Raw genomic sequence first — 25,466 nt, 5'->3', positions numbered from 1 at the left:
CGGCTCATCGGGACTCCGCGGGGCACGGAGAAGAGACGGGGCGGTAACTCCGAAAGCGACCCCGACCCGACCGGGTGATCCGCGCGCAGGAGGGTAGGCGCTCTCGGCAGGGGCGGGAGGAACGGAGAGGATTCCATGGCCGACATACGAGCAGTGGGGTGGGCGAAAGCCTTCCCGGTCAGTGGCGGAGTCGAGGCCGGGAGGCGCTGGGCCCGAAACCATCTCGCGTCCTTGGAATGGACCAAGGAAGCGAGCGAGACCGTGGACGATGTCATCCTGACCGTCTCGGAGTTGATCACGAACGCCCACGTTCATGCCCACAGCACGGCGCAACTGGTGCTGGCATGGGACAACCGATGCCTGAACGTCTACGTCAGCGACAGCGGCCCGGGCACCCCCATGCCGCAGGAGACCGACACGACGACGCCGTCCGGTCGCGGGTTGACCATCGTCGACGCCGTCGCCGACGAGTTGCACATGTGCTCGAGCAGACACGGCAAGGCCGTCAGCGCCTGCTTCCACCCGCCCGGCCACCCCAACCCTCACGGCACCGCGTGACGGATGCGGGTGGCGCACACCGATCCCCGTGACTCACCACGGAGTCCGGGAACGAACGACCCTGCGACTCCGCAGGGTTGACGCAAGTCCGCCCCGGCCGGTGCAGCCGGTGAAACCGACGCCTGGGTGACGCGCCCCCACGATCGATGCGCGGCGACCCGCACCTGGGGGCTCGAGGTCATCCGTGATCTCCGAGACCCCGGAGACCTCGGAGACTTCCGAAACCTCAAGTCGCCTCCTCCGCCCACACGGCGTGCAGCCCGGCGGTCCTTTCCCGCAACGAAAGCCCTGCCGACGAAACCTGAAAGCCCACCCGGAAGTCTAAAGCGGAAGGCAAACCGGAAGGCAAAGAGGCCGTGGCCTGACCCGCTTTTCCGGGTCGAGCCACGGCCTCGTCACGTAACGTGCCGCCGTCGTTCGGTATTTCTACCAGCGGTACCAGCGGCCACGACCACCGCCACTACCGGCCGAGCGGAAGACGAAGCCGAGCGCCCAGACGATCAGCACGATGACAGCAATCCACCACAGTGCTTTCAGTGCGAAACCGGCACCGAAAAGAATCAGGGCAAGAAGCAGGACAACCAGCAGCGGAATCATTGTTTTTACCTCCACCCCACGTGTGCCCCGCCCTTTCGAGTACATGCCTCGAAACACGACCGTTTACCGACGGCATTTCCGGAAAGAAGTCGTCGCCGTTCATGGACGCGAGATCGTCGCGGCTGCGACGAACGCATCGCCTACCCCAGCCCCCACCCCCGGGCTCCGCGCCGCCGACCCACGGGCGCGGGCATCCTGCAGGATCGGACCCGCATCGCGCGAACCGAGCACTCGACCCGCCCACTGTCACCGACGCGGTCACCCGCGCCGCCGCCTCCCGGCCGCCCGAGAAGCCCTGCTTTCCAAGCAGGAAAGCCCACGGCACCAACGCGCTTCGATAGTTGTACGACCGCCCGCCCGAAGCGTTCAGCGGCCAATCTCCTCACCGACCGGGATGGCGTGGATCCAATCACCGACGCAAATACGCGGTCCGCCGCTGTCGCGAAACCCCCATTACCCATTCAAGACCGTCAGCCGTCGTACCGCCGAACAGCACGTCGACGGCGACCGTGCGGGCAGATCACCCGCGCGACCGCCGCCTTGCCTGGCCCTGCCTTGCCTGGTCTGGCCTTGCCTGACCACCCATCCTTGCCGAATTGCCTTACCGAACTGCCATACCGAGTGCCTTATCGAACTGCCTACCGAATTGCCTCACCGAACTCCCGGTGACGACGCACCGATCCGCTACGCAGCCGGGCAGAACTCCGCGGCCAGCACGCCGTACTGGTTGTACAGCTCCCACATCTCCCAGTCACCGCTCTGGTTCCACGAGATCATGTGCGTCGCATCGGCGTTGGAGTACGTGTACGTCTTGGAGCCGGGCAGCCCGCCGTTGTGCCCGTACAGCACCTGCTTACTGCCGTCGCCGCAGGTCAGCGTGCGCTTGGTGATGCCCAGGCCGTACTCGGCGATGCCGATCTTCCAGCTGGGATCGGCGTACCAATTGGTGGGCGCGGTGGCGTCGTTCGGCGACTGCACGTTGCTCAGGGCCGGGTTCGGGATGCACTCCTGCCAGCGGTCGGTGCGCGCGCAGCCGAGTTCGGGCACCTTGATGCCCGCCGGGTTGGTGTTGAAGCTCGCCTCCGCGATCATCCGGTCGCGGAAGGTGGACGGCAGCAGCGTCTCCGTGGTCAGCAGCGCCTTCATGAACTTCAGCAGGTCGCCGGTGGTCGAGACGACCGCGCCGGTGCCGTAGGTGTAGGTCACGTTCTGGTCCCCGGCCGGCCGGCCCAGCCAGACGCCGCCGATTCGCTGCTTCAGGAAGTTGGTCCAGTGCGCGTCGTGCGGCGCGGGCAGGACCGGGTCACCGTTGCGCGGCAGCGTCGTGTCGGTCAGGCCGATGCGGTTGATGACGCGCTCGGTGAGTGCGTCCTCCCACGACATGTTCGTCTTGGCCGCGATGATCAGGCCGAGCAGCGCATAGTTGGTGTTGGAGTACTCCATGCCCTTGCCGGGCGCGAACTGCGGGCCGTTGACCGCACCTTCGGCCACCAGGTCGGCCGGGTTCGGGTACGACGTATTCGGGAACGTAACGGCCGCGTTCGCCTGGAAGGACAGGTCGGACAGGTAGTCCGCCACGCCGCTGCTCATGTTGAGCAGGTTCTGCACGGTGATCTGCTTCGCCGGGTCGGTCGAGGGGGCGAAGCAGGGGCCGAACAGCCGGCAACCCTGGCGGCCGTTGGCGTTCAGGATCGGCCCGAGAAGGCTGTACACGTCGTCGGTGAGCTTGAGCTTCTGCTCGTGCACCAGCTGCATGATCACGACGGCGGTGAACATCTTGGTGTTGCTCGCCGCCCGGAACTTGGCGTCGACCTGACGGGTGGCCGGCGCCGCGTGGTTGTCCACCGAGCCGGTCCACTGCACGCCGTCGACCTCGGTGCGGACGATCATGCCGGGGATCTGGTCGGAGCCGTGCCCTGTGCTCACATCGTTGGTGATCAGGCGCATCGCGTCGAGCACACGCTGGTGGTCACCACCGGACGGGGTGGTGGCCTGGACCGGCGCCCCGGTGGTCGCGACGAGCACGGCAGCGCAGGCAGCGGCGGCGACCATGCCGCGGCGCAGCGGACCGGGTCTGCGGAGACGGGTGACGTACGTGCGGCGCATGGCGCGCCTCCCTGATGCGGAGGAGAGACGGAGGACGTGCGCACGTTGTCATCACCGGCCAATCACGGTCTTGGAGATTTCCGACAACATCCGAAGGGACGCCGTCCGTACAGCCTGAACTGCCGACTGCCGACTGCCGACTGCCGACCGGCTGCCGGGGCCGTCCGCATGCCCGTGCTCCGCATCCTCATCTCCTGCGCTCTGTGCCGCCCCGCAGGATCATGGAAGGACGGGGGCGCAGGAGGTGACGACCGAACCCAGGAGTCGCCCCCGGCCCCCGACGGGCTGAGAAGGCGATCGGCGGCTCCCGGTCGACGCGGGGGCGAGGCAGCGACGCGGAAAGGTTGCGAAAGCCGGGGATCGAGGGGCGCGGAGCGTATCCGCCGTCGAGGAGGTCACATGTACGCCGCAATGACCCAGCCCGTCCGGCTGGAAGCCAGGCTCGAAGCGGAACCGTCCCGCTGGCTGTGGGTGGTGAAGTGGCTCCTGCTGATCCCGCACGCGATCGTGCTGTTCTTCCTGTGGATCGCCTTTTTCGCGGTCAGTATCGTGGCGTTCTTCGCGATCCTGATCACCGCCCGATATCCACGCCCGCTGTTCGACTTCAACGTCGGTGTCCTGCGTTGGACCTGGCGCGTTTGGTACTACGGGTACGGCGGGCTGGGCACCGATCGCTATCCGCCTTTCACCCTCGCCGAACACCCCGACTACCCGGCGCGATTCGACATCGTCTACCTCCAACGCCTTTCGCGTGGGCTGGTGTTGGTCAAGTGGTGGCTGCTGGTCCTTCCACAGCTCGTCCTGGTCGGGATCTTCACCGCCGGTGCGTGGCGTTGGGGCGGGCTCATCCCCGCGCTGGTTCTGTTCGCGGGCATCGCGTTGTTGTTCACCGGCCGCTATCCCAGGGGCATCTACGCGTTGGTGATCGGCCTCGACCGTTGGGTGCTGCGCGTGGTCGCCTACGAGGCCCTCATGACCGACAGGTACCCCCCGTTCCGCCTGGATCCAGGCGGCGCAGAACCCCAACCGAAACCGCAACCCGAACCGGACCCCCACCACGAGTGAAACGGCTGCATGTGTCCGGCCACGGACGAGGGCGGCATCTTTCGTTCGGCGCGACGGTGCGGCGCCTGTTCGGCGTGACGGACAGTATTGGCCATGTGCACGCGATCGGATCAAGCAATGGGACCCGGCCGATGAACGACCTCGTCGCGGGCTCGAACCCAGCGCGATCACGGGTCCGGGATTTCGGCCACGCGGTGGGCCGCTGGCCGACCGGGCCACTCAACGCGATCACCGACGTCGGTGGTGTGCGCGTGGGCCACACGACCCTGTGGGACGACACCGTCGGCCTGTACTCGGGAGTCACGGCGGTCGTCCCCGACGCGTTGACGACACATGCCTCGTTGCGGGCCGGGCTCTTTGTCGGCAACGGGTACGGCAAGTTCGTCGGCGCCACCCAGGTAATGGAACTGGGCGAGGTGGAGACACCGATTCTGTTGACGTCCACCATGTCCACGTTCCGTGCGGCCGACGCCCTGCTCACCTGGATCCTGGGCCGGGCGAAAACTCCGCCGACCTCGCTGAATCCGGTCGTGGGCGAGATCAACGACTCCTGGCTCTCCCACACGCGCCCGCGCCCACTGACCACGGACCACGTGCACGCCGCGCTCGACGCGGCATCGCCGGGCCCCGTGGCCCAGGGCAGCGTCGGCGGGGGAACAGGCGCGTGCGCGCTCGGCTTCAAAGCGGGCATCGGGACCGCGTCCCGCCGCCTTCCCACACCTGCGGGTGACGCGACGGTGGGGGTCCTCGTCCAAGCCAACATGTCCGGGGAACTGCGGCTCCCCGGAGGGCTCGTGACGCCGTCCTGTCTGGGCCTGCCCACCGCCGGACCCGTCACCGAGGAGGGTTCGTGTGTCGTGGTGGTCGCCACCGATCTGCCGTGCTCCGCTCGCGACCTGACCCGGATCGCAGGCCGCGGCGTGTTCGCTCTCGGCCGGGTCGGCGCGGCGTTCGCTCACGGCAGCGGCGACTACGGACTCGCGTTCTCGACCACGCGCGACACCCAATCCCTGGCCCCGGCGCTCGTGGACACGGCCTTCGCCGCGACCATGGACGCCGTCGAGGAAGCCGTCCTGGACGCCCTCCTGGCGGCCGGCACCGTGCGCACACCCTCCGGGCGCGAGGCGTTCGCCCTGCCCCACGCGGCCGTCCGCCGAGCCCTGGCATGAACGCCCCCACCGTTCCCGGCCGCGCCTCCGCCCCCGCCACCGTTTTCGCCTCGGCGCCGTCGCCCCGGCTGGGAATCCTGGGCGGCATGGGCCCCTTGGCGACGGCGCACTTCTACCGCTGTCTGATCGAAAGCACCCCCGCGCACAGCGACCAGGATCACCTTCCGGTCGCCATCTGGGCCGACCCGTCCGTGCCGGACCGCACCCGGGCGCTCCTGGGCCGAGGACCCTCCCCGGTCCCGGCGATGCTCGCCGGCCTGCGCTGGCTGGAACAGGCCGAGGTCACGTGCGTGGCGATCCCGTGCAACACGGCCCACGCGTACGTGCGCGAATTGGGTGAACACACCGATGTCGTCATCCTCGACATGATCACCGCCGCGTTGCGGTCCTGTCACACGGTGCGGCCCGACGTGCGACGTGTCGGTGTCCTGGCCACGCGCGGGACTCGTGCGGCCCGCTTGTACGAGCAAGCGGGAAAGCGGCTGGGGTTGGACATCCTTCAGGTACGTCCGGATACCCAGGAACGGCTCGTGGACGCGGCCATCAGCGCCGTGAAGAGCGGAGGCGACCTCGATCGGGCGTCACGTGCGATCGCCGAGGCGGCCCGCGAGCTGTGCGACGACGGAGCCGAGGTGGCGGTCGCCGCCTGTACGGAGATTCCGCTGGTGATGGCCCAAGCCCAGGCGATCCTGTCGATCGTCGACTCGACGGCCGCCCTGGTGGACCACGCACTGACATATCTGCGCGCTTCCCCACGCGTCACCGTCCGTCCGCCCGACGCGGGGTCCTCAAGTCGAGAACTGGGGGCGTAGACGCGGCATGGCGGCGAAACGCGTCTCACCGTCGTAGACGTCGGTGCCGCCGATCGCGACGACGCGCCGGCGCCGACAGCGGAAGCTGTCGGGATGCACACCTGCCTGTGCCTGCGGCCTCGACGGACTCGCCGACGGAGACCGGCGTCGCGGACGGGCACGGTCCCCGATCCGGAGCTGCTCGGCGTGGGCGACGGCACCGGGCCGCGGCCCGAAACCATTCCGTTTCGGGCCGCGGTAGTGAACGGGGCGACGATGGGTCGCGGTGTCCGGCGGAGTGGATCAGCGCCGGTGCGAGGCGCTGATGTCATGGAGATGGATCACGATGTCGTAGGTGGCACGCAGCCGGGTGTTCTCGTACGCGTCGACGGGCCAGGAGGCACCGATGTTCCGGATGGGGTGGGAGGCGGTGAGCCAGTTGCGGGCGGTACCGGGGGCCGCGGTGCGCGTGTCGAGGTACCAATCGTGTCCGGACACCTTCTCCAGGGTGTTCTCCCCGCTGCCCTCGCCGGTGGGGCCGACGTCGACGCGGCGCCAGGTCGTGCCGGAGGCGGCGGGGTCGATGGCGTTGAAGGATCCTTGGCCGAAGGTGAACCCGGCGTTGACGTAGCGTGTTCCGAGCCGTTCGCGCAGGAATTGCCCCTGTGTCTTCGGCTGGTTCTCGGGTACCGCGCTCTCGCCGGCGATGTGGGAATTGTGGGCGGAGAGGAACACCTTGGTGCCGGTGTGCCGCTGCCACCAAGCGGTGTTGTCGGCCATGACCTGGTCGCGGTATGTCAACGCGGCGGCGGCGTCGTTGGCGATGTCGAACCCGAAGAGGGTGGCGTTCTGGGCGATGGCCCGGGCGTGTTGGAGCATGAGGTCGTGTTCCTTGGCGGGGACGCCCGCGGAACGGTGCTCCAAGAGGGACAGAACGCGCCGGGTGTCCTCGCGCATGCGTGTGCGGTCGGCGAGGGGCAGGGCCAGGCGCGCGTTGAAGGTTTCCTCCATGGAGGCCGTGGGTCGGGACTCGCGGTACAGCCGTCGGACCTCGGACAGCAGGTCGGGGCGGGTGCGGGCGACGTAGGACGTAACCGTGTCGAACAGGGCGGGCCCGACGAACTCGGGGCCGTCCCCGGCGACACGGACGGGGCTCTGGGGGTGGCGCAGGTTCCAGGCTCGTATCCACCGGAACAGGTCCCGGGTCTCGGTGGTGTTCCACAGGCTGCCGCCGGCCTGGAACTCCTCGTCCATGATCGTGTCCAGGTCGCCCCTGCCATGGCGGACCCACTCGCCCAGGCGCACCCCGGCGCTCCACTGGATCTCCAGGACGAAGCTCCGGAAGCCTTGGCGCTCCACCAGGTGCCGGAAGAGGCGGTGTTTGACGGTGTAGAACTCGCTCGACCCGTGCGTGGCCTCGCCCACGCCGACCACGTCCGCGCCGCGGATCATCGTGTCGAACGCCCGCAGGTCCGCGTCGGAGCCGCCCGGGACGGTGCTGCCCAGCGGGTGCGCGGTGCGCGCCAAGGCGCGCGCGGGATCCTCCTGCGACGAGGAGGAGTCGGCGGACACCGCCGAAGAGGCCGGCGCGGCCTGAGCGGGCGTCCCCGAGACGGTTGCCGCCAGGCACAACAACGGCAGGACCGGAAGCAGGATTCGGCTCAGCCGCCCCGACCTCGGCCCGCACCGGCGAGTGGCCACCGGAATGTCGGTATTCCCGGACGGGTGCAAAAAGTGTGATCCCATGACTCAGACGCTAGGCAACCAACCACGCTCGGCGCCTCGTTCGCGAGGCCCAGGACTCCGGTACCACCCGATGCGACACCCCCCAGTACCCACACGATCCGGAGAACCGCAGGCGACGACGGCCACCGGGGGGCAGGCCACCCGGCGCCGCCCTCCCCCCGCCACGGACGGCACAGGGCAGCACATGAGAGCAGTCACCAGGTACGGCGAAGAGGCGGCCGGCCTGCGGGAATCCGCAGGTCAGCCGCCTCTTTTGTGTTCTGAGCCGTACATCAGGTCCGGTGGGCACAGACAGACTCGAACTGTCGACCCCTGCTTTGTAAGGTCGATCTTGGGGAGCGAGAAGCTGCCCGAACGGCGGCCCGCCAGAGCCTCGTTGGACGCACAGATCCGGTGCGGACCGCAGTCATCCGCACTCGTTGATGTCGAAAGTGGATGTCAGTCGAAGCACTCCCCAGCCGCCGCTCCGAGCTGCGGACGAGTGTTTACCTTCGCGTTGATCGTCGGGGCAGGAGCATGGTCGGGGGGCCGTACGCTGCTCGGGCGAAGGGAGGCCGCAGGCATCCCCACCCGGTTTTGGCCTCCCTGGCCCCCCGTCCTTGCTCCTGGTGGGCCCCCGGCGATCGACGCGAAGGTAAAGACTCGTTCGCGGCGGACCCGACCCCGCGGGCCCTTCTCCCATCCCTCGTCCCCGCCTCGTCTCGGCTCGGGCTTGAGGGAGTGAGGGAGCGACGGCATCCGTCTCGGCTTGCACATGGGCGGTGTGCTTCGGTGGGGCGCCGATGTAGCGTCGGCCGCCACCCCCGGCGGCTTGCCGCCGGGCGGGCGGTCGCGCGGCCCGGCGAAGCTGGAGGGCCGCGCGTGCCGTCCCACCCCGGGCACGATGAAGATACGGCTCCGGGTGGGATGAGCGGGCAGCGTGAAGCACGGGGCACCTGGGACCGAAGTGCTTCGCGTGCGAGTCGAACGGGCCGAGCGACGAACGACCGTGCGCGGTGGACCACACACCCATCCACCTACACCTCTACTCCTCCGCAGCCTGCCCGCCGAAAGGCGGGCGGGCTCTTGAACACGTAGGGAAAGTTTGAACCAGCCCCGTCCTCAGACGAGCACGCGCCCGTCGTGGGATCGCACATGCGGCCCGGTGCTGTCGTCCAGGGCGTCCAGGACACGGACGGCGTACGCCTCGGTCATATGCCCGGCCGCCTCATCCGGTGTCATCCACGCGACCTGGCGACTCTCCTCGGTCGGGCCCGCCACCCCCTCGACTGGGCGACAGCGGAAGAAGAGGGCAACGATCCCCCTCGGCATGTTCTTGTAGACCCCAGTCAGCCGCTCAACCTCGACCGATACGCCGGTCTCCTCCAGGATCTCCCGTGCAACCCCCGCCTCGACCGTTTCCTCAAGCTCAAGGACACCGCCCGGGGGCTCCCAACGACCGTTGTCCCGGCGCCGGATCATGAGCAGCTTCCCGTCAGACCTAACAACTGCTCCAGCGACCGACACGGAGTGGCGCGGCGTTGACTGCTCCTGCTCGGTACGGTTGCTCATGTAGAGGAGCATAGGACAGTAGATGACGACCAGCGCATGTCCTATGTGCCACAGAGTTGGCCGCCGCCGCTCAGCGCAAGCTCTGCGGCCAGAGGAGACATAGGAGGACACAACAAGGTATGCCAGGTGACAGCACGCGGGAGATCAGCGTGCCGCGATACGTTCAAATCGCGGATGAGTTGGCTCGCCAGATTCGAGCGGGCACCCTCAAAGCGGGGGAGCTACTGCCCAGCGAAACCGAACTGGTCGAACGCTATGGAGTGTCGGGCGGCACAGTCCGCAAGGCTGTTGCCGAGTTGCGGACGTCAGACCTGATCGAGACCCACCACGGCCGGGGCTCATTCGTGAAGGCCAAGCCGCCAGTCAAAAGGAAGTCGTCCGACCGGTTTCGACGCTCGCACCGCAAGGCGGGCAAGGCCGCGTACATTGCCGAGACTGAACAAGCAGGCGGCGTTCCCTCTGTCAACGTGCTGTACATCGGGCCTACGGAAGCGCCTGCGGATGCAGCTGAGCGGCTTGGCGTCGCCCTTGGAACCCAGGTCTTGGAACGTCGCCGCTTGTACTTCACGGACGGAGTACCAACCGAAGTCGCTTCCTCCTACTTGCCCTGGGACGTGGCGAAGGACATCCCAGAACTGTTCGCGGAGAATCCTGGCGGCGGTGGCATCTACGCGCGATTGGAAGAACACGGCCACGCCCTTGTGGAATACACGGAGACGGTCGTGGCTCGTCTCGCCAGCAAGCAGGAGACGAGCCTGCTCGGTTTGAGCCCGGGGGCTCCGGTACTGCACCTGGTGCGCAACGCGGTGACTGAAGGGGGCCGCGTGGTTGAGGTCTGTGACACGTTGATGGCTGCGGACAAGTTCGTCTTGGACTACCGGATTCCCGCGGGCGACTAGCCGGTCAGGGCCTGGGACAAAAGATCTTCTGTAGAAGAGATTGACTCATGCATAGGAGTGCGTCATCCTCTTCATGGAACAGCTCATGTACATGAGTGCAGGAGCAAGGCACCTACAGAGGAGCTTTCGTGCGTTCGATTCCGGTGGACACGCAGGGTGCGATGGCGTTGATGGCCGTGTTGCCCGAGGTGAAGGTGAAGGACCGCAAGACGGGCGAGATCTCCATGGACGTGGAGTCAGGGGCGCCGATGATGACGCTGTCGGTGACGTTCATCCTGAACGGCGAGGCGAACATTCTTCAGTTGTCGGTGCCGCAGCCGGGTGTCCCGGAGGGTCTGACGCTGGGGATGCCGGTGGCGTTGACGGGGCTGGTCGCCCGGCCGTGGGAGAACAACTTCAACGGGCAGGCCCGGCACGGGATCGCGTTCCGCGCGGTGGCCGTGACCTCGTTGGCGGGCTGATCCGATGTCGGAGTTGTTGACGACGGTGGTGGGTGTCGGGGGGCCGGCCGCTGCGGTGGTCGGCGGTGCGCGGATGGCTCGCTACCGGTACCCGTCGGTGCACTGGTCGGTGATCGGTCTGCCGGTGACGGTGGCGCGGGTGCACCTGGCCTACCGGGACGTGATGGAGTCGTGCGGGTTGACGGCGACTCCATCCCGTAGGGCTCGGGCCTCGGCGCGGTTGCGGAACTCGGCGCCGGTGGCGGCGACTCCCCGCCGGGGGCGGCTGCGTCCGAACGCGTCCGGGTTCACCCTGCGGCTGCGGATGCGCCCGGGGCAGGACCCGTCCGATTTCGAGGCGGCATCCGATCGGCTGCGGCACGCCTGGGGCGTCGAGGCGGTGCACGTGCGTGCGGTCGAATCCGGTTGGGTGGAGTTGCGGGTGCTGGGGTGGGACGTCCTGGAGGACGTGCGGATGCCCCGGACGCGTCCGTCTCTTCTGCGGGTTCCGATCGCGCTGCGGGCCGATGGTGTGCCGCATTGGCGGGATTTCCGGGAGGTGCCGCACGAACTGAACCTCGGCGCGACGAAGTCCGGCAAGTCGATGTACCAGCGGTCGCTGGTACGTGGCCTGGCGCCCCAACCGGTGGCGCTGGTGGGCATCGACTGCAAATGGGGCGTCGAACTGGCCCCGTTCGCACCGCGCCTGTCCGCGTTGGCGACCGATCCGGAACAGGCCGAAGAAGTCCTTGGTGTGCTCATTGCCGAGATGGAGGATCGATACCTGCTGATCCGCCGCTCGCAGGGCATCTCCCTGGACGACGAGGACTCCGAGATCACCTCGGACATCTGGGACCTTCCCGAAAGTGAACGCCCGGTTCCGATCGTCGTGTTGCTCGACGAGATCGCAGAACTGTTCCTGACAGCCGGTGGCAAGCCGGAGGAACAGCGTCGACAGCGCATCGTCAACGTGTTGATCCGCCTCGCCCAGCTCGGTCGGGCGGCGGGAATCTACCTGGAGGTGTGCGGGCAACGCTTCGGTGCGGAACTGGGCAACGGGGCGACGATGCTCCGGGCCCAGCTCACCGGCCGCGTCTGCCACCGTGTCAACGACGAGGCGTCGGCGCGTATGGCGTTGGCCGACATCGGCGACGACGCGGTGACGGCGGCCACCTCGATCCACGCGGATCGCCCGGGAACGGCGGTCGCCGCCGACACCTCCGGCGGGTGGACCCACATCCGCACCCCGCATCACACGCTGGCCGATGTCGCGTGGGCGTGTGCGGAGAACGCGCACATGGTCCCGGACCTGCCCGCGTTGGCCCCGTTCGCCCCGGCGGTGACCCTGGCCACCGCGCCCGGTGCGGTCGCGGTGAAGTCCGCGTAGGACAAACCCCGTTCGTCGGTCGGCGCGACCGTTCTCGCGCCAAGTCCCTGGTACCGCCATGCCTCGAACCGAAAGGGAGAGAAGTCATGCCTCGTGGACCGTCCGCGAAGGAGATCACCGCGTTCCTGCGGGACGTACGCGACCACAAACCCGGCACGGACCCGGCCGCGCTCGCCGCCGACAAGGCGGACCTGTTCGAGCGGATCGCCGCCGCCCACCCCGAGGACAAGAAGGCGGCCGACGTCGCCAAGTCGGCCCGCACCGCCGCCGACCGCGCCCGGGGTCGGTGAGTGTCGTGGCTACCGCAGCCAGGCGTCCCCGGGCCCGCAAGTGCACCGATTGCAAGGGATCGGGTCAGGTCTCCACGACCGTGCGCGTCGGCAAGGGCTCCGCGGCTCGTCCGGTCGGTGAGCAGGCGGGGTTGTGCCTGACCTGCTTCGGGTCCGGTCTCGCGCGTCCGGCGAAGGAGGCGTGAGCGTGCGTCGTCCTCCTCGGGTGTGGGCGGATCCGCTGCTGGTCCAGGCGGCAATCGCCGGTGCCCTGTCGTTCTCGCACCTGCACGACGTCGCCCAGGCGGCCGGGCAGTCCGGCTGGCAGGCATGGGCCTATCCGATCTCGGTGGATCTGCTCCTGGTGGCGTCCTGGCGTCGGCTCCGCCTGGCCCGGTCCTCGAACGGGGCGACGAGTGCGAACGGTCCGTGGCTGTGGTTCCTGGTCGCGCTGGCCGCGTCGCTCGGGGCGAACGTCGCCACCGCGGGGCTGCTGGACCTGGAGCACGTTCCCGCCTGGCTGCGGCTGATCGTCGCCGGATGGCCCGCCATTGCCTTCCTCGGCGGAACCCTCCTGGTCCACCGCCCTGACCCCGTCGCCCCGGCGACCGAACCCGAACCCGAACTGCCGACCGCGGTCGCCGAAGTCGTCCACGACGGTCCGGCCGAAGAGCCACCCGCACCCATGCGGACGTCGGATCCTCCCGCGCTGCCTACGGGCGCCGCCCGCGTGGCTCCGGCCCTGGTGGACCACGCCCGGCGGATCGCCGAACAGCACCACGCGACAACCGGCGGCCCGATGACCGTGAGCGAGCTGCAAGCACGTCTGGCCGTACCCGAACCGATGGCGGCGGCCGTCCACGCCCAACTCTGAGACAAGGAGAACCGCCCGTGTTCGTCCGCAAGTTCCGCAACGTCATCCGCATCGGCCCGGTCCAGGTCGGCACCCGCCGGGAGCGGGGCGGGATCACCCGCCACACCGCCGCGTGCACTGCCCCCGACTGCGGCTGGTCGGCCACCTACGACCTGCGCGCCGCCGCCGAACTCGCCGCCCGTTCCCACCGCTGCACCATCCGCCGCACGACCCGCTGACCGGAGGAAACCACCGTGAACGTCAACCTGATCACCGAACTCGCCGCGACGCCCACCGCCGTCCCCGCCGGGGGCAGCCCCGTCGCCATCGGCTCCGGGATCCTCCTCGTCGCGGGCGTGTACTACGTCGCCAAGTCTCGGGGCGCCATCTTCCTGGTCCTGGTCGCGTTCATCGCCGGGACCATGCTCTCCGGCTCCTACGTCTCCGTCGCCCTCGCCGGAGCGGCCGACCACATCGTCGGCGGCATCTTCAACGGCGTCGCCAGCATCGCGTCCTGAACACCGTCCACTCGCCCGACACCTGCGCCAGAGAGGAAACCGTGAAGCAGCCGAAGAAGCCGGCGAAGTGCCCGTACTGCAAGTCCACCGACATCGCCGAACAGGTCACGATCGCGATCATGCGCGCCAAGGGCCTGGCTCGGGCCGGTCACTGGCTGTGCCGTGACTGCATCCAGGAGTGGCAGCCCGGACGCGGCTCCAACTGAATTCGCCCCGGGGCGGTCGTACTCCGACCAAGAAGACCGACCGCCCCGGGCTCCACAACCCCTCTTCAGAGATCAGGAGACCTCCATCATGACGCACCACATCGCCAAGCCGTGCCCGGACTGCGGCGGCCACGCCCGCGCGCACGTGGTCACCGGCGGCACCAAGGGCAACCGCACCACCCGGCCGGTCAACTGCCCCACGTGCGGCGGAACCGGCAGCAAGCGGTGAGCGCGCACCGGAACCCGCCGCCCCGCTGCTCGTCCTGCGAAGGCTTGGGAACCCGCCCGGTCAAGATCGTTCGCACGATCGGCGGTCACACGACCGTCACCCCGAGCCGCGAGAAGTGCCCCCGGTGCACCACCCCGAGCGTCCGCTGACGCCTCCTCACCCGCTTCCCGCCCCGGACCGAATCGCCAGACCGGTCCGGGGCTTCCTTCCCCCTGCCTCGGGAGATGACATGCCTCTTGCCGACACGACGCTGTCCGCGTCCGTGGCCGGTGTGCCCCTGCTCGGCTGGGCCGCCCACTCGTGGTGGCTGACCCGTCGCCTGGCCACCGCCCGCCTGGACCCCCTGACCCACCTGCACACCCGCGACGCCTGGACCGCCCGTGCTCGCCGGATCGTCGCCCGGCCGCACGCGGTCGTCCTCCTCCTGGACGTGGACGACTTCAAGCTGATCAACGACACGTGGGGGCACCTCGCCGGTGACGAGGTGCTCGCGCAGACCGCACACCGCCTCGCCTGCTGGTGCGGCCCCGACGGCATCGCCGGGCGCCTGGGCGGCGACGAGTTCGCCGCGGCCTTACGTCTCCCGCCCGGCGGCGCGGCCCGCCGCCTCGACGCCCTTCGGGACAGGCTGACCTATCCGGTCCTGTGGAACGAGGAGGTGATCCCGGTCCGCGTCTCGGTCGGGGCCGCCCCGGTCGACGGATCGGTCCGCACGCTGTCCGAGACGCTGGGCGCCGCCGACCGGGCCATGTACGCAGCCAAGGGCACCCCGGGGCGCCGGTGACCCTCCCTGCCTTCGCCAACGATCGGGCGGTGCGGGACCTCACCCGCATCGCCCGGGGCGGCAACGCCCCCGGCCTGGCCCGACAGTTCGCCAAGCTCGGCGGCTGCCTCAACCCCGTGCGCCTGGAGGGCACCCGCCTCGACGTCGACGGGTCCACCGGTGAGGTCCTGCGGGCGTTCTCCTCGCACGACACGGCGGCGGGCTGCGTCCTGGTCCGCTGCGGCAACCGCCGCGCCTCCCGCTGCCCCGCCTGCGCGGAGACCTACCGCCGAGACACCTACCACCTGATCAGTGCGGGCCTGGCAGGCGGCAAGTCCGTGCCCGACACGGTCGCCGCTCACCCCCGGGTGTTCGCCACGCTCACGGCACCCTCGTTCGGGCCGGTCCACAACCGGCCCGGCTCCGGGCGTCCCTGCCGCTGCGGCACCCGGCACCACACCGACGATCCCGTACTCGGGTCACCCCTGGACGCGGACACGTACGACTACCCGGCGGCCGTGCTGTGGAACGCCCACGCGGGAGCACTGTGGGCCCGCTTCACCACCCTGCTGCGGCGGGCGCTCGCCTCGGAACTCGGTCTCACACGGCGGGAGTTCGAACAGTCGGCCCGGGTGTCCTTCGCCAAGGTGGCCGAATTCCAGAAGCGCGGCGCGGTCCACTTCCATGCCGTGATCCGCATCGACGGACCCGGCCGGGACACGGTCACCCCGCCGCCGCCCTGGGCGACCGTCGAACTCCTGGACACCGCCGTCCGCACCGCCGCCGCCCGCGCCCGTGTGCCCGGTCCCGAATCGGCCGGGGCCGACGTCCCCGAACGCTTCGCCTGGGGCGCACAGGTCGACGTCCGCCCGATCCGCACCCGCGCCTTCGACGGCGGCTCACCGCTCACCGACCGCGCGGTCGCCGCCTACATCGCCAAGTACGCCACCAAGGGCGGTGAGGCGGTCCTCGGCACCCTCGACCACCGCATCCGCCTCCTGGCCGAACTCGCCGCACACGAGATGACCGACCACGCCCGGCGCCTGGTCGAAACCGCCTGGCACCTCGGCGCCCGGCCCGAACTCGCCGAACTCGGCCTACGACGCTGGGCACACATGCTCGGCTTCCGGGGCCACTTCTCCACCAAGTCCCGCCGCTACTCCACCACCCTCGGGCTCCTGCGGGCCGCCCGCGCCGCCTGGTGCGAAACGAAGAACCGAGCGGCAGCAGCAGCCGCGGGCGCTCCTCTCCCGGACCCGGACACGACACTCGTCGTCGCCTCCTGGACCTACACCGGAAGCGGACTCGGCGCCGGGGAAATCTGGCTGGCGCGCGGCGCGACACCCGACCCGGACACCGCACGCGAAGCACTCGCAGACCTACGCACACTGGAAGGAGAGGACGCATGAACGACGACGACGAGCTTCTGACGGTCCCGGAGGTGATGGCCCGCCTCCGGCTCGGTCGCTCGAAGGTGTACGACCTGATCCGCTCGCACCGGTTGCGGTCCATCACGGTGGACCGGTCGCGTCGCATCCCGGTGTCGGCGCTGCGGGCCTTCGTCGCGGACCGTCTGGAGGAGGCGGCCTGATGGCGAAGCGGAACCCCAACGGGGCGGGCACCATTACTCGACGGAAGGACGGTCGCTATCAGGCTGCGGTGTACGTGCTCCAGCCGGACGGCACCCGGGCACGCAAGTACGCCTACGGCTCCACCTGGGCCGAGTGTGACGAGAAGCGGCAGGAACTCATTGCGCGCGACCGAAAGGGCATCCCGACTCCGACGCGCTCCATGAAGCTCGCCGAGTGGCTGCCCTACTGGCTCGACAACATCGTGAAGCCGCGTCGCAAGCGGACGACGTACGTGAAGTACGAGACACACGTCCGCCTCTACCTGGTGCCCCGGCTGGGCAAAAGGTCGCTGGAGAAGCTCGGTGTGCGGGACGTGCGCCAGGCGCTGGCCGGCATCTCCGCCGCTACGACTGCGGCGACTGCCAAGGAGGCCCATCGGGTCCTGCGCTCGGCGATGACGGCGGCCTGCCGAGAGGAGCTGATCACGCGCAACGTGGTGAGCCTCGTTGAGGCGCCTGTTGTCGACTCGTACGAGGCGGAGATCTGGTCGTTGGAACAGACGCTTGCGTTCATCGTCGTCGCTCGCCGGGATCCTCTGTATGCCGCGTTCATGGTGGCCATCGGTCTGGGCCTGCGCCGGGGTGAGCTGGTCGGCCTGCGGTGGCAGGACATCGACCTCGACACCCGGACGCTGCGGGTCCGCAAGCAGCGCCAGAGCGTCCGGGGCGACAACTATGAGGACGACACGAAGAACCGACGGAAGCGGACGATCCCGCTGCCGAAGCTCTGTGTGGCTCCCCTGCGGTGGCAGCGCATGCGTCAGGCGGCGATGCGCGAGGCGGCTGGCGACACCTGGCAGGCCAGTGACCTGGTCTTCACGACGCGTTCCGGCCGCTCGATCGAGGGGCGCAACGTGCTGCGCTCGTTCTATCGCCTGTCCGACAAGGCGGGCCTGCCTCGCATCCGGGTGCACGACGCCCGGCACGGGGCGGGAACGCTCCTGGCCCTGGCAGGCACCCATCCTCGGGTCGCCATGGAGATCCTTGGACACAGCAAGATCAGCACCACGATGGAGATCTACACCCACGTTCCCGACGCCTCGAAGCGAGAGGCCATCGCGCTCGTAGACGCCATGCTCCGCCGCCGCCGTTGATGTCAATCATGGATGCAGAAAGCCCCCAACCGACGCCGGTTGGGGGCTTTTCCGCTGGTGGGCACAGACAGACTCGAACTGTCGACCCCTGCTTTGTAAGAGCAGTGCTCTAACCAACTGAGCTATGCGCCCGGATGTGAGAGGACAGCCTACCGAATCCGTGGGGGTGGTTGGTGCCGTTGGGTCGTGGGGGCGGTCACTTCGTCGGGAGGTGGGAGGTGGCGGGGGTGGTGGTGGGGATGCGGCGGAACCAGGGGAGGCGGGTCAGGGGGGTGGTGATGGTGATTTCGGTGGGGCCGTGGTGGGTGGTGCCGTCGTCGGCCTGCCAGGTGCCCGGGGGGATGGTGACCTTGCGTGAGCGGGCGCCCTTGGTGGTTACGGGGGCGACCAGGATTTTGTCGCCGAGGAGGAATTGGTCGGTGATGGCGGCGTAGCCCCGGCCGGGGAAGACGTAGTCGAGGGGGAGCTGGATCGGCTCGCCGGTGTGCGCGGCGGCGCGGGCCAGGGCCAGGATCTCCGGGCCCAGGTCGGTGTGCAGGCGGGCGGCCTCGCGGCAGATGTCGAGGTGTTCCGGATCCAGCACCCGCCACGGCGCCGCGGAGAATTGCATCATCGGGAACAGTGCCGCGGTCTGCGCGTACCGGACGAACAGCTCGGGGTCGAAGCCTTCGCCGTCCGGGCCCGGGACGAAGCGGAACTCGCCGCCGCCGATCATGTCCGGGCACGTGAACGCATGGCCCGTGATCGACTGCGCCAGCGCGTTCGGGATCAGGCTGTCCAGGCCGAACCGCCCCTCCCACAGGTGGTACTTGTCCTGTTGGCGCTGGGCCAGCGGCAGCCCGGCCGCGCGCCAGGAGTCGCGGAACTCGTTCAGCGGCCATTGCGCGCCGAACCGGTTCCATGCGTGCGTGTACGCCTCCGGATCGGCCACGCCGAGCGCGCGCCAGAACGGCGCGTCGCCGCCGTCGAACTTGAACCCGTCGATGCCGATCGACTCCTGAAGCTCCGTCAATTGTGTACGCAGCCAGGCGGTCGCGTTCGGATCCAGCAGGTCCAGCCCCGCGCTGTAGCCGTTCCACCACGCGTGCACGCCGAAGTACCCGTCCGGACGCCGGATCAACAAGCCCTGATCGTTGAGTTGCCGGCAGGTGGGCGAGTCCGGGGTCACGTACGGCACCAGCCACAACATCACCCGGAAGCCGAGTTCGTGCAGCCGGGCGACCATGCCGGCCGGGTCCGGGAAGCGCCCTGGGTGGAACGTCCAGGTCCCGTAGTCCTCGCTCCAGCGGTCGTCGATCATCAGTACGCCGGGCGGGAATCCGTTGCGCAGCAGGTCCTCCGCGTAGCCGAGCACCTTGTCCTGGGTGGGCTCGAAGACCGTCTCGATCCACAGGTTGTACTGCGGCGCGGTGAACAACAACGGATCCGGCAGCCCACCGGTGGCCGGGTAGTGACGCTGCATCACCTCCAGGTACGCGTCCCGCAATGTGCCGCCCGCCGCCACACCGGTATCGACGACCACATCCGCCGCAGCGGCCTCGAAGCCTGTAGGACCCGAGAGGCCCACGGAACCCGCGGAACCCGCGGAACCCACAGAGCCGAAGAAGCCCTCGGACAGTACCGCCGAATCCCCGGCCACCTCGATCACCGGCCGCCCGTCCAGCATGCGAAATGCGAACGGCCGGGTGCAGTGCACCCATCGGCCGTGGTCGGAGAGCAGCACCGGCATGCCCTGATTGGCCTTCACGTCCCGCAGGTCGATCTCGTACCCGTCGGCGAACGGCATGTGGCGGCCGTCGGCGGCGGCTCCGCCCCACCAGTGTTCACCGGCGCGTGGTTCCAGCACGAGCACGCGCCCGTCGACCGACCCGTCACTCGTCATGTCGCCCAGCTCTCCCACGTTCTCGCTCCCCTACACGCCCACCAACCGCCGTCGGCAGGCCACCATCCGAACCGCGCCCACCACCCGGTGCCCGCAGGCCACCATCCCGCCCACGCCCACCACCCGGTGGCGGCGGGCCACCCACCCGGCCCGCCGCCACCCCACCCCGACACGCCACCGGCCGCCCGCCGCCCGCCGCCCGCCGCCCGAACCGAGCCTCGAACCACCGCTCGGCCAAAGCGCCGACCACCACCACCGCCGACCAAGGCGCCCCGCGCATCACCTGATCAGGCGTCACTTCATGCTGAAACCCTGCTCCTTGCCGAACGAGGTGATCCGCTCCTGCCAGTTGGACAGCGCACCCGGCAGGTCCCCACCGGGCTTGTAGACCTGGCCGATGGTGTCCTTGAAGATGCTGTTCGCGTACACCTGGAACGGCAGGTACTGCCACTCCGGACGCACAGCGCCCGACATCTGCGCGAACACCTCGTTCGGCTTCGTACCCGGGAAGTAGGGGAGTTCGGCGCCGCGGAAGCCCGGGTCGTCGAGCAACAGCCGGGTCGCCGGGAACAAGCCGACGTCGGTGTTCAGCGACTTGACCGCCTCGGGGTCGGTGTTCAGCCACGTGGCGAACGCGACCGAAGCCGCCTTGTTCTTGGCCTGCTTCGTCACCGCGACGGACGAACCGCCGTTCTCCGCACTGCCCGGCGCGCCGTCACCGGTCGGCATCGGCGCGACGGCCCACTGACCCGCGCCCTGCGGGATGTTCTTCTGCAACACCGCGGGTGCCCACGCACCGGCCATCCACAGCGCGTACTTGCCGGCCCCCATCGACTTCCACCACTCCTCGTTCCAACTCGGAGTGGACTCCACCGTCTTGTCCGCCAGCATCGGGCCCCACGTGGCCGCCCACTTCGCCGTGCCCGGGTCGTCCTTGAGCTTGACCGCGGCCGACGACTCCCCGGAGACCTGGTACGGCTTGCCGCCCTGCTGCCAGATCAGGCTGTTCGCCTGGCCCGCGTCGCCCGGGTCGAGGTAGGTGACGAAGTTCCCCGGGTCGGCCGCCTTGATCTTCTTGCCCAGTTCGGCGACCTCGGCCCAGGTCTTGGGGGGCGTCGCACCGAGCTTGTCCAGGATGTCCTTGCGGTAGAACATCGCCATCGGTCCGGTGTCCTGCGGGACGCCGTAGATCCCGCCGGCCACGTTGACCTGCGACCAGGCGGACGCGGCGAACTTGTCCCGGAGCGAGGCGGAGCCGAAGTCGGCCAGGTTGACCAGTTGCTTGGTGATCGCGAACTGCGGCAGCGCGAAGTATTCGATCTGCGCCACGTCCGGCGCACCGTTGCCGGCCTTGAGTGCGGCCTGCAACTTCGTGTACTGGTCCGCCGATTGGCCCACGTTGACCAACTTGACGTGCACCTTCGGGTACTTCTTCTCGAAGAGCGCCACCGTCTTGTCGATGTTGGGCACCCAACTCCAGAAGGTGATCTCGGCGGGCTGGTCGAGAGCCCCCGCGACCGCCGCCGGGTCGGCCTGCTTGCCGCCCTTGTCGTCATCGGACTTGGAGTCCGACCCGCACGCGGCAAGCGACAGGGCGAGCGCCGCGACGGTGACTGCGGCGGTCATCGAAGTCGACCGGCGCGAGCCGAGTCGACCCGGGATCGACGGTTTTGCGTTCATCTGTAGCCACTCCAAAGAGGATTCGCGAACTCGGGGACGGGCGAAAGAGGCATGCGAGATACAAATAGGCACAAAGAGATACAAAAATGCGCAAAGGAGAGACGGCAGACCCGACTACGAAACGAGGAAGCACCGACAGCACCGATGCGGTAGGACGCAGCGCCTCAGCGGAGAACTCGAGCACCGGAGCCCAGGAGCACCAGACACAGGAGCACAGGAGCACAGGAGCTGTGGCAAACGAAAGCGCTGCCACACCGGCACCGGAACACCCGAGAGCCACAGGCGACGCCCCGGACCACAGCCGCAGGCGCCCCCCGCAGGCCACACCCGCAGCCCCCGCCCACGACCCGCACCCACCGCCACCGCCACCACCAGCACCAGCACCAGCACCAGCACCAGCACCAGCACCAGCTCGTGCTACTGCTTGACCCCACCCGCCGAAAGACCCGACTGCCAAAACCGCTGCAGGAACAGAAACGCCACGATCAGCGGCACGATCGCCAGCAGACTGCCGGTGAGCAGAATCGGATAGATGGGCGTGTCGCCTGCGACGCTGCCGCCGTTTGCCTGACCGTTCCACCGGTTGAGGCCGACGGTCAGCGGGAACCAGTTCGGGTCGTTGAGCACGATCAACGGCAGGAAGTAGTTGTTCCAGGTCGCCACCAGCGCGAACAGCAGCACCGTCACGAAGCCCGGCGCGAGCAACCGCAGCGAGATGGTGAAGAAGATCCGCAACTCCCCCGCGCCGTCCATGCGAGCGGCTTCCAGCATCGCGTCCGGCACCGCGTCCGCCGCGTACACCCGCATCAGGTACAGCCCGAACGGGCTGGCCAGGGACGGCAGGATGACCGCCCACGGGGTGTTCACGATGCCCGCGTCGCTGAACAGCAGATACGTCGGCACCGCCAGCGCCGTTCCCGGGATCGAGATCGCGCCCAGCACGAGCGCGAACATGAGCCTGCGTCCGGCGAATTCGAACTTGGCCAGCGCGTAACCGCCGAGCGTGGCGATCAGCGCGGCGCCGCCCGCGCCGACCACCGAGTACAGCAGGTTGTTGGCGAACCAGCGCAGATAGATGCCGTCCTCGTAGGTGAGGACGTCGTGGACGTTGTCGAAGAACGCGAAGTCGTCGGCGAACCACAACCCGCGCGAGGAGAACAGACCCTCGTTGGACTTGGTCGAGCCGAACGTCAGCCAGACCAGCGGCAGCAGCGTGTAGGCGAGCATCAGCGCCATCGCGGCGGTCAGCGCGGTGCTCTTGCGATCGCGGCGCCCGCGCCGCGGCCGTCGGCTGCGCGGGCGCAGGGGCCCGGTCGGCGCCGCGTCGGTCGCGGCCGGGCGATCCGGCAGGGTGGAGGTGCTCACTGCATGCGCTCCCGTCGGGCGGTGGCCAGTTGGACCAGGTACGCGACGAACACGGTCACCACGCCGAGAACCACCGCGATGGCGGCCGAGTAGTTGAACTGGCGTCCGCTGAAGGCGAGGTTGTAGGCGTACAGGTTCGGGGTGTAGTTGGTCGGCACCGACGCCGGGGCGAGCGCCTGGAGGATGCTCGGCTCGTTGAAGAGTTGGAAGCTGCCGATCACCGAGAACGTGGTGGCCAACAGCAACGCCGGTTTCAGGGCCGGGAGTTTGATGCTCCAGGCCTTGCGGAAGGAACCTGCGCCGTCCATGTCGGCGGCCTCGTAGAGCTCGTCGGGGATCGCCCGCAGGGCTGCGTAGAGGATCAGCATGTTGTAGCCGACGTAGGACCAGGTCACCACGTTGCCGATGGACGCGAGCATCCAGTCCGGGCCGAGCAGGTCGGGCAGTTTCGTGCCGAACAGGTCACCCACCTCGGCCGCGAGGCCGAACCGGTCACCGTAGATGTAGCCCCACATCAGTGCCGCGACCACGCCGGGCACCGCGTAGGGGATGAATATGCCCACCCGGAACAGGCCCGGCGCACGCAGCCGGCCACTGTCGATGGCCAATGCCATGAGCAGCGACAGGGTCAGCATCAGCGGTACCTGGATCGCGAAGAACAGCGCGACCCGGACCAGTCCGGCGGAGAACAGGTGGTCGCTCAGCGCCTTCGAGTAGTTGTCGAAGCCGACGAAGACCGTGCCCCCGATCATCCGGTCCTCGTACAGGCTCAGCCGGAACGCGTAGGCGAGCGGCGCGGCCACGCCGATGACGAAGACCACCAGGAAGGGGAAGAAGAAGGCGTGGCCGGTGAGGTTGCGCCGCAGGGCGCCGCGCTTCACCGCGTGCCCCGGCGACGGCACGGGACCGGATCGACTCTCACGCAAGGTCCTCCGGGACGCTCGGCGGGGGATTTCGGGAACAGCGGTCGCAGGAATGGGCGCCTGCCGCGAATGTTTGCGCCAACATCGCGGCGCGTTTCGAGAGTGTTCCGTCAGCCTGACGACCTGTCAATAGCCATCTCTGCGGGAAACTTCCCGCAGGAATGCGGCTTTTGGCGACTCTTCGGAGTCGATCGCGACGCGCTGTTGACCCTGGATTGTGTTTGCGCGAACATGAGCGCATCCGCCGCCCGGCGCGGATGCCGTGAGTGAAAGGATCGGGGCATGGCGAAGGACGGAGAGGTAGCGAAGCCGGGATCGGGCGGGCCGTTCGAAACGCGTACTCGGCCTCCGTCCATGGCCGATGTCGCCGAGATGGCGGGCGTCTCGAGCCAGACCGTCTCGCGCGTCGCCAACAACCGCAGCAACGTGGACGAGGCGACCCGCGAACGCGTGCTCGCCGCGATGCGGATGCTCGGCTACCGGCCCAACACGGCCGCGCGGGCCCTGGCCACCGGCAAGTTCCGGATGCTCGGCGTGATCAGCTTCGGCCTGAACGCCTACGGCAACGCCCGCACCCTGGAGGCCATCGTCACCGCGGCGCAGGACGCGGACTACTCGGTGAACGTGGTGAGCGTGCGGGCGCAGACCGAAAGCGCCGTGCGCGACGCCTTCGATCGACTCACCATGCAGGCCGTGGACGGGATCATCCTGATCGAGGCACAGATCCTGGACACCCCCGCGCTACGGCTGCCCTCCGGCCTGCCGGTGGTCGTGGTCGACGGCGAGGAGAGTCGCCGGCATCCCGGCGTGGACACCAATCAGGCCGAGGGCGCCCGACTGGCCACCACACACCTGCTCGATCTCGGCCACCGCACCGTGTGGCACGTCTGCGGCCCCCAGGACTCCTACGCCGCCCGGCGGCGCGCCGAGTCCTGGCATCGCACGCTCAAGGCGGCCGGGGCGCCCGTCCCGCCGCTGCTGTACGGCGACTGGAGCGCCGCCAGCGGCTACGCGGCCGGCCTCGAACTGGCCGCGAATCCTGAGGTCTCCGCGGTCTTCGCGGGCAACGACCAGATGGCGCTGGGTGTGGTGCGCGCGCTGCACGAGGCGGGTCGCCCGGTCCCGGGCGAGGTCAGCGTGGTGGGCTTCGACGATCTCGCCGAATCGGCCTGGTTCCTGCCCTCGCTCACCACCATCCACCAGGACTTCGAAGAGGTCGGCCGGCAGTGCGTGGCGCTGCTGTTCGACCAGTTCCGCACCGGTCATGCCACCGTCCACGGCGCAACTCCGGTCGCCCCGACCCTGATCGTCCGGGACAGCACCTCGGCGCCACCCGTCCCCTGACGGGCCGTCCCCTGACGAGCCGTCACCGCCCGACACCCCCGCCGACGCGTCCCCACCGACACGTCGCGACCCGGCACGACTCCGCACACCGAAGCTGCGACCAGGCGAGCCGCACACCACGCAAACCCCGCGCATCCAGGGCCTGCACACCACTGCCCTGACCATCTGGGTCCGCCCATCCGGGCCCGACCATCCGGGCATGCACATCAGGGCCCTGCGCATCCGGGCCGCACATCAGACCCCGGCCACCGGGGCGGCCATACACGAAAACCGCGCCCCCAACCCATACCGTGCCATGCCACCCATACCTCGCGACCCGTACCACGCCACCCATACCGCGCCCACCGAGACCCGCACCGCCCACCCGGCCCGGCGAAACGGACCACCCGCCCGCCCGCGCC

At 69.0% G+C, this 25,466-nt stretch carries 26 protein-coding genes and 1 tRNA gene; 18 read left to right on the top strand and 9 right to left on the bottom strand.

The features are described from left to right. Positions 1-135: 135 nt before the first annotated feature. Entirely contained in the window at positions 136-558 is a 423-nt protein-coding gene (locus tag ACFZBU_RS01895; protein WP_391581471.1) for an ATP-binding protein, read from the top strand. 426 nt (positions 559-984) lie between these two features. On the opposite strand, the gene ACFZBU_RS01890 is transcribed toward ACFZBU_RS01895, so the two are convergent. After that, positions 985-1,155: a DUF5670 family protein gene (locus ACFZBU_RS01890; protein WP_020554947.1), complete on the bottom strand. Its 171-nt coding sequence runs from the start codon at positions 1,153-1,155 to the stop codon at positions 985-987. Positions 1,156-1,839: 684 nt separating this feature from the next. After that, positions 1,840-3,261, bottom strand: a complete 1,422-nt coding sequence (locus ACFZBU_RS01885; RefSeq protein WP_391581470.1) for a serine hydrolase domain-containing protein — start codon at positions 3,259-3,261, stop codon at positions 1,840-1,842. Positions 3,262-3,660: 399 nt separating this feature from the next. Between ACFZBU_RS01885 and ACFZBU_RS01880 the strand changes: the two genes are divergently transcribed. From ACFZBU_RS01880 to ACFZBU_RS01870, 3 genes are all read left to right on the top strand, one after another. Beyond that, positions 3,661-4,326: a DUF4389 domain-containing protein gene (locus tag ACFZBU_RS01880; protein ID WP_391581469.1), complete on the top strand. Its 666-nt coding sequence runs from the start codon at positions 3,661-3,663 to the stop codon at positions 4,324-4,326. Between the two features lie 131 nt (positions 4,327-4,457). After that, entirely contained in the window at positions 4,458-5,495 is a 1,038-nt protein-coding gene (locus ACFZBU_RS01875; RefSeq protein WP_391581468.1) for a P1 family peptidase, read from the top strand. Then, a complete protein-coding gene (locus ACFZBU_RS01870; RefSeq protein ID WP_391581467.1) occupies positions 5,492-6,307 on the top strand; it encodes an aspartate/glutamate racemase family protein in 816 nt (271 codons plus the stop codon). Before ACFZBU_RS01875 ends, ACFZBU_RS01870 begins: the two co-directional genes overlap by 4 nt. A gap of 282 nt (positions 6,308-6,589) precedes the next feature. Here the strand turns inward: ACFZBU_RS01870 and ACFZBU_RS01865 are convergent, their stop codons facing one another. Both ACFZBU_RS01865 and ACFZBU_RS01860 read right to left on the bottom strand, forming a co-directional pair. After that, positions 6,590-7,987, bottom strand: coding sequence for an erythromycin esterase family protein (locus ACFZBU_RS01865; protein WP_391581466.1), 1,398 nt, complete (start codon positions 7,985-7,987; stop codon positions 6,590-6,592). Positions 7,988-9,133: 1,146 nt separating this feature from the next. Further along, positions 9,134-9,595: an NUDIX hydrolase gene (locus ACFZBU_RS01860; protein WP_391581465.1), complete on the bottom strand. Its 462-nt coding sequence runs from the start codon at positions 9,593-9,595 to the stop codon at positions 9,134-9,136. Between the two features lie 107 nt (positions 9,596-9,702). Here ACFZBU_RS01860 and ACFZBU_RS01855 point away from each other — a divergent pair, with 107 nt between their 5' ends. The 13 genes from ACFZBU_RS01855 (at position 9,703) to xerC (ending at position 17,871) form a co-directional block, all read left to right on the top strand. Beyond that, positions 9,703-10,482: a GntR family transcriptional regulator gene (locus ACFZBU_RS01855; RefSeq protein ID WP_391581464.1), complete on the top strand. Its 780-nt coding sequence runs from the start codon at positions 9,703-9,705 to the stop codon at positions 10,480-10,482. 128 nt (positions 10,483-10,610) lie between these two features. Then, positions 10,611-10,943, top strand: a complete 333-nt coding sequence (locus tag ACFZBU_RS01850) for a hypothetical protein (RefSeq protein WP_391581463.1) — start codon at positions 10,611-10,613, stop codon at positions 10,941-10,943. Positions 10,944-11,016: 73 nt separating this feature from the next. Then, entirely contained in the window at positions 11,017-12,309 is a 1,293-nt protein-coding gene (locus tag ACFZBU_RS01845; protein WP_391581462.1) for an FtsK/SpoIIIE domain-containing protein, read from the top strand. 86 nt (positions 12,310-12,395) lie between these two features. Continuing rightward, the gene (locus tag ACFZBU_RS01840; protein ID WP_391581460.1) at positions 12,396-12,599 is read left to right on the top strand and encodes a hypothetical protein; all 204 of its coding nucleotides are present in this window, start codon (positions 12,396-12,398) and stop codon (positions 12,597-12,599) included. Positions 12,600-12,786: 187 nt separating this feature from the next. Continuing rightward, positions 12,787-13,452, top strand: a complete 666-nt coding sequence (locus ACFZBU_RS01835) for a DUF2637 domain-containing protein (RefSeq protein ID WP_391581459.1) — start codon at positions 12,787-12,789, stop codon at positions 13,450-13,452. 17 nt (positions 13,453-13,469) lie between these two features. Beyond that, positions 13,470-13,670 (top strand): mobile element transfer protein, encoded by a 201-nt coding sequence (locus ACFZBU_RS01830; protein ID WP_391581458.1) that lies wholly within the window; start codon positions 13,470-13,472, stop codon positions 13,668-13,670. 15 nt (positions 13,671-13,685) lie between these two features. After that, positions 13,686-13,949, top strand: coding sequence for a hypothetical protein (locus ACFZBU_RS01825; RefSeq protein WP_391581457.1), 264 nt, complete (start codon positions 13,686-13,688; stop codon positions 13,947-13,949). 41 nt (positions 13,950-13,990) lie between these two features. Beyond that, on the top strand, positions 13,991-14,155 hold the full coding sequence (locus ACFZBU_RS01820) for a hypothetical protein (RefSeq protein ID WP_391581455.1): 165 nt from the start codon (positions 13,991-13,993) through the stop codon (positions 14,153-14,155). An 88-nt stretch (positions 14,156-14,243) separates the two neighbouring features. Further along, positions 14,244-14,384, top strand: a complete 141-nt coding sequence (locus ACFZBU_RS01815; RefSeq protein ID WP_391581454.1) for a hypothetical protein — start codon at positions 14,244-14,246, stop codon at positions 14,382-14,384. A gap of 229 nt (positions 14,385-14,613) precedes the next feature. Next, positions 14,614-15,168 (top strand): GGDEF domain-containing protein, encoded by a 555-nt coding sequence (locus ACFZBU_RS01810; RefSeq protein ID WP_391581453.1) that lies wholly within the window; start codon positions 14,614-14,616, stop codon positions 15,166-15,168. Between the two features lie 29 nt (positions 15,169-15,197). Continuing rightward, the gene (locus ACFZBU_RS01805; RefSeq protein ID WP_391581452.1) at positions 15,198-16,556 is read left to right on the top strand and encodes a replication initiator; all 1,359 of its coding nucleotides are present in this window, start codon (positions 15,198-15,200) and stop codon (positions 16,554-16,556) included. Further along, positions 16,553-16,738, top strand: coding sequence for a helix-turn-helix domain-containing protein (locus tag ACFZBU_RS01800; protein ID WP_391581450.1), 186 nt, complete (start codon positions 16,553-16,555; stop codon positions 16,736-16,738). Before ACFZBU_RS01805 ends, ACFZBU_RS01800 begins: the two co-directional genes overlap by 4 nt. Then, on the top strand, positions 16,738-17,871 hold the full coding sequence (gene xerC / locus ACFZBU_RS01795) for a tyrosine recombinase XerC (RefSeq protein WP_391581449.1): 1,134 nt from the start codon (positions 16,738-16,740) through the stop codon (positions 17,869-17,871). The genes ACFZBU_RS01800 and xerC overlap by 1 nt, the downstream gene beginning before the upstream one ends. A gap of 55 nt (positions 17,872-17,926) precedes the next feature. Here xerC and ACFZBU_RS01790 read toward each other — a convergent pair. The 5 genes from ACFZBU_RS01790 to ACFZBU_RS01770 form a co-directional block, all read right to left on the bottom strand. Beyond that, positions 17,927-18,003 (bottom strand) — tRNA-Val (locus ACFZBU_RS01790). A gap of 64 nt (positions 18,004-18,067) precedes the next feature. Beyond that, positions 18,068-19,771 carry a glycoside hydrolase family 31 protein gene (locus ACFZBU_RS01785; RefSeq protein ID WP_391581448.1) on the bottom strand — a complete coding sequence of 568 codons (1,704 nt, stop codon included), beginning with the start codon at positions 19,769-19,771 and terminating at the stop codon, positions 18,068-18,070. Between the two features lie 276 nt (positions 19,772-20,047). Next, positions 20,048-21,379 (bottom strand): ABC transporter substrate-binding protein, encoded by a 1,332-nt coding sequence (locus ACFZBU_RS01780; RefSeq protein ID WP_391581447.1) that lies wholly within the window; start codon positions 21,377-21,379, stop codon positions 20,048-20,050. A 471-nt stretch (positions 21,380-21,850) separates the two neighbouring features. After that, a complete protein-coding gene (locus ACFZBU_RS01775; protein ID WP_391581446.1) occupies positions 21,851-22,798 on the bottom strand; it encodes a carbohydrate ABC transporter permease in 948 nt (315 codons plus the stop codon). Beyond that, complete coding sequence (locus tag ACFZBU_RS01770; RefSeq protein WP_391581445.1) at positions 22,795-23,679, bottom strand: carbohydrate ABC transporter permease; 885 nt, start codon at positions 23,677-23,679, stop codon at positions 22,795-22,797. The genes ACFZBU_RS01775 and ACFZBU_RS01770 overlap by 4 nt, the downstream gene beginning before the upstream one ends. Positions 23,680-24,075: 396 nt before the next feature. Between ACFZBU_RS01770 and ACFZBU_RS01765 the strand changes: the two genes are divergently transcribed. After that, entirely contained in the window at positions 24,076-25,065 is a 990-nt protein-coding gene (locus ACFZBU_RS01765) for a LacI family DNA-binding transcriptional regulator (protein ID WP_391581444.1), read from the top strand. Positions 25,066-25,466: the final 401 nt, after the last annotated feature.

The sequence above is a fragment of the Embleya sp. NPDC008237 genome (genome assembly GCF_042956465.1).
Lineage (GTDB): Bacteria > Actinomycetota > Actinomycetes > Streptomycetales > Streptomycetaceae > Embleya.
This window is presented reverse-complemented; position numbering and strand designations above follow the sequence as displayed.

Excerpts from the sequence above, each read along its gene's own strand:
- ACFZBU_RS01860 (WP_391581465.1), bottom strand. The coding sequence starts at position 9,595 with ATGCTCCTCTACATGAGCAACCGTACCGAGCAGGAGCAGTCAACGCCG.
- ACFZBU_RS01840 (WP_391581460.1), top strand. The coding sequence starts at position 12,396 with ATGCCTCGTGGACCGTCCGCGAAGGAGATCACCGCGTTCCTGCGGGAC.
- xerC (WP_391581449.1), top strand. The coding sequence starts at position 16,738 with ATGGCGAAGCGGAACCCCAACGGGGCGGGCACCATTACTCGACGGAAG.
- ACFZBU_RS01855 (WP_391581464.1), top strand. The coding sequence starts at position 9,703 with ATGCCAGGTGACAGCACGCGGGAGATCAGCGTGCCGCGATACGTTCAA.
- ACFZBU_RS01890 (WP_020554947.1), bottom strand. The coding sequence starts at position 1,155 with ATGATTCCGCTGCTGGTTGTCCTGCTTCTTGCCCTGATTCTTTTCGGT.
- ACFZBU_RS01895 (WP_391581471.1), top strand. The coding sequence starts at position 136 with ATGGCCGACATACGAGCAGTGGGGTGGGCGAAAGCCTTCCCGGTCAGT.
- ACFZBU_RS01780 (WP_391581447.1), bottom strand. The coding sequence starts at position 21,379 with ATGACCGCCGCAGTCACCGTCGCGGCGCTCGCCCTGTCGCTTGCCGCG.
- ACFZBU_RS01885 (WP_391581470.1), bottom strand. The coding sequence starts at position 3,261 with ATGCGCCGCACGTACGTCACCCGTCTCCGCAGACCCGGTCCGCTGCGC.
- ACFZBU_RS01815 (WP_391581454.1), top strand. The coding sequence starts at position 14,244 with ATGACGCACCACATCGCCAAGCCGTGCCCGGACTGCGGCGGCCACGCC.
- ACFZBU_RS01810 (WP_391581453.1), top strand. The coding sequence starts at position 14,614 with ATGCCTCTTGCCGACACGACGCTGTCCGCGTCCGTGGCCGGTGTGCCC.
- ACFZBU_RS01800 (WP_391581450.1), top strand. The coding sequence starts at position 16,553 with ATGAACGACGACGACGAGCTTCTGACGGTCCCGGAGGTGATGGCCCGC.
- ACFZBU_RS01870 (WP_391581467.1), top strand. The coding sequence starts at position 5,492 with ATGAACGCCCCCACCGTTCCCGGCCGCGCCTCCGCCCCCGCCACCGTT.
- ACFZBU_RS01880 (WP_391581469.1), top strand. The coding sequence starts at position 3,661 with ATGTACGCCGCAATGACCCAGCCCGTCCGGCTGGAAGCCAGGCTCGAA.
- ACFZBU_RS01765 (WP_391581444.1), top strand. The coding sequence starts at position 24,076 with ATGGCCGATGTCGCCGAGATGGCGGGCGTCTCGAGCCAGACCGTCTCG.
- ACFZBU_RS01875 (WP_391581468.1), top strand. The coding sequence starts at position 4,458 with ATGAACGACCTCGTCGCGGGCTCGAACCCAGCGCGATCACGGGTCCGG.
- ACFZBU_RS01845 (WP_391581462.1), top strand. The coding sequence starts at position 11,017 with ATGGCTCGCTACCGGTACCCGTCGGTGCACTGGTCGGTGATCGGTCTG.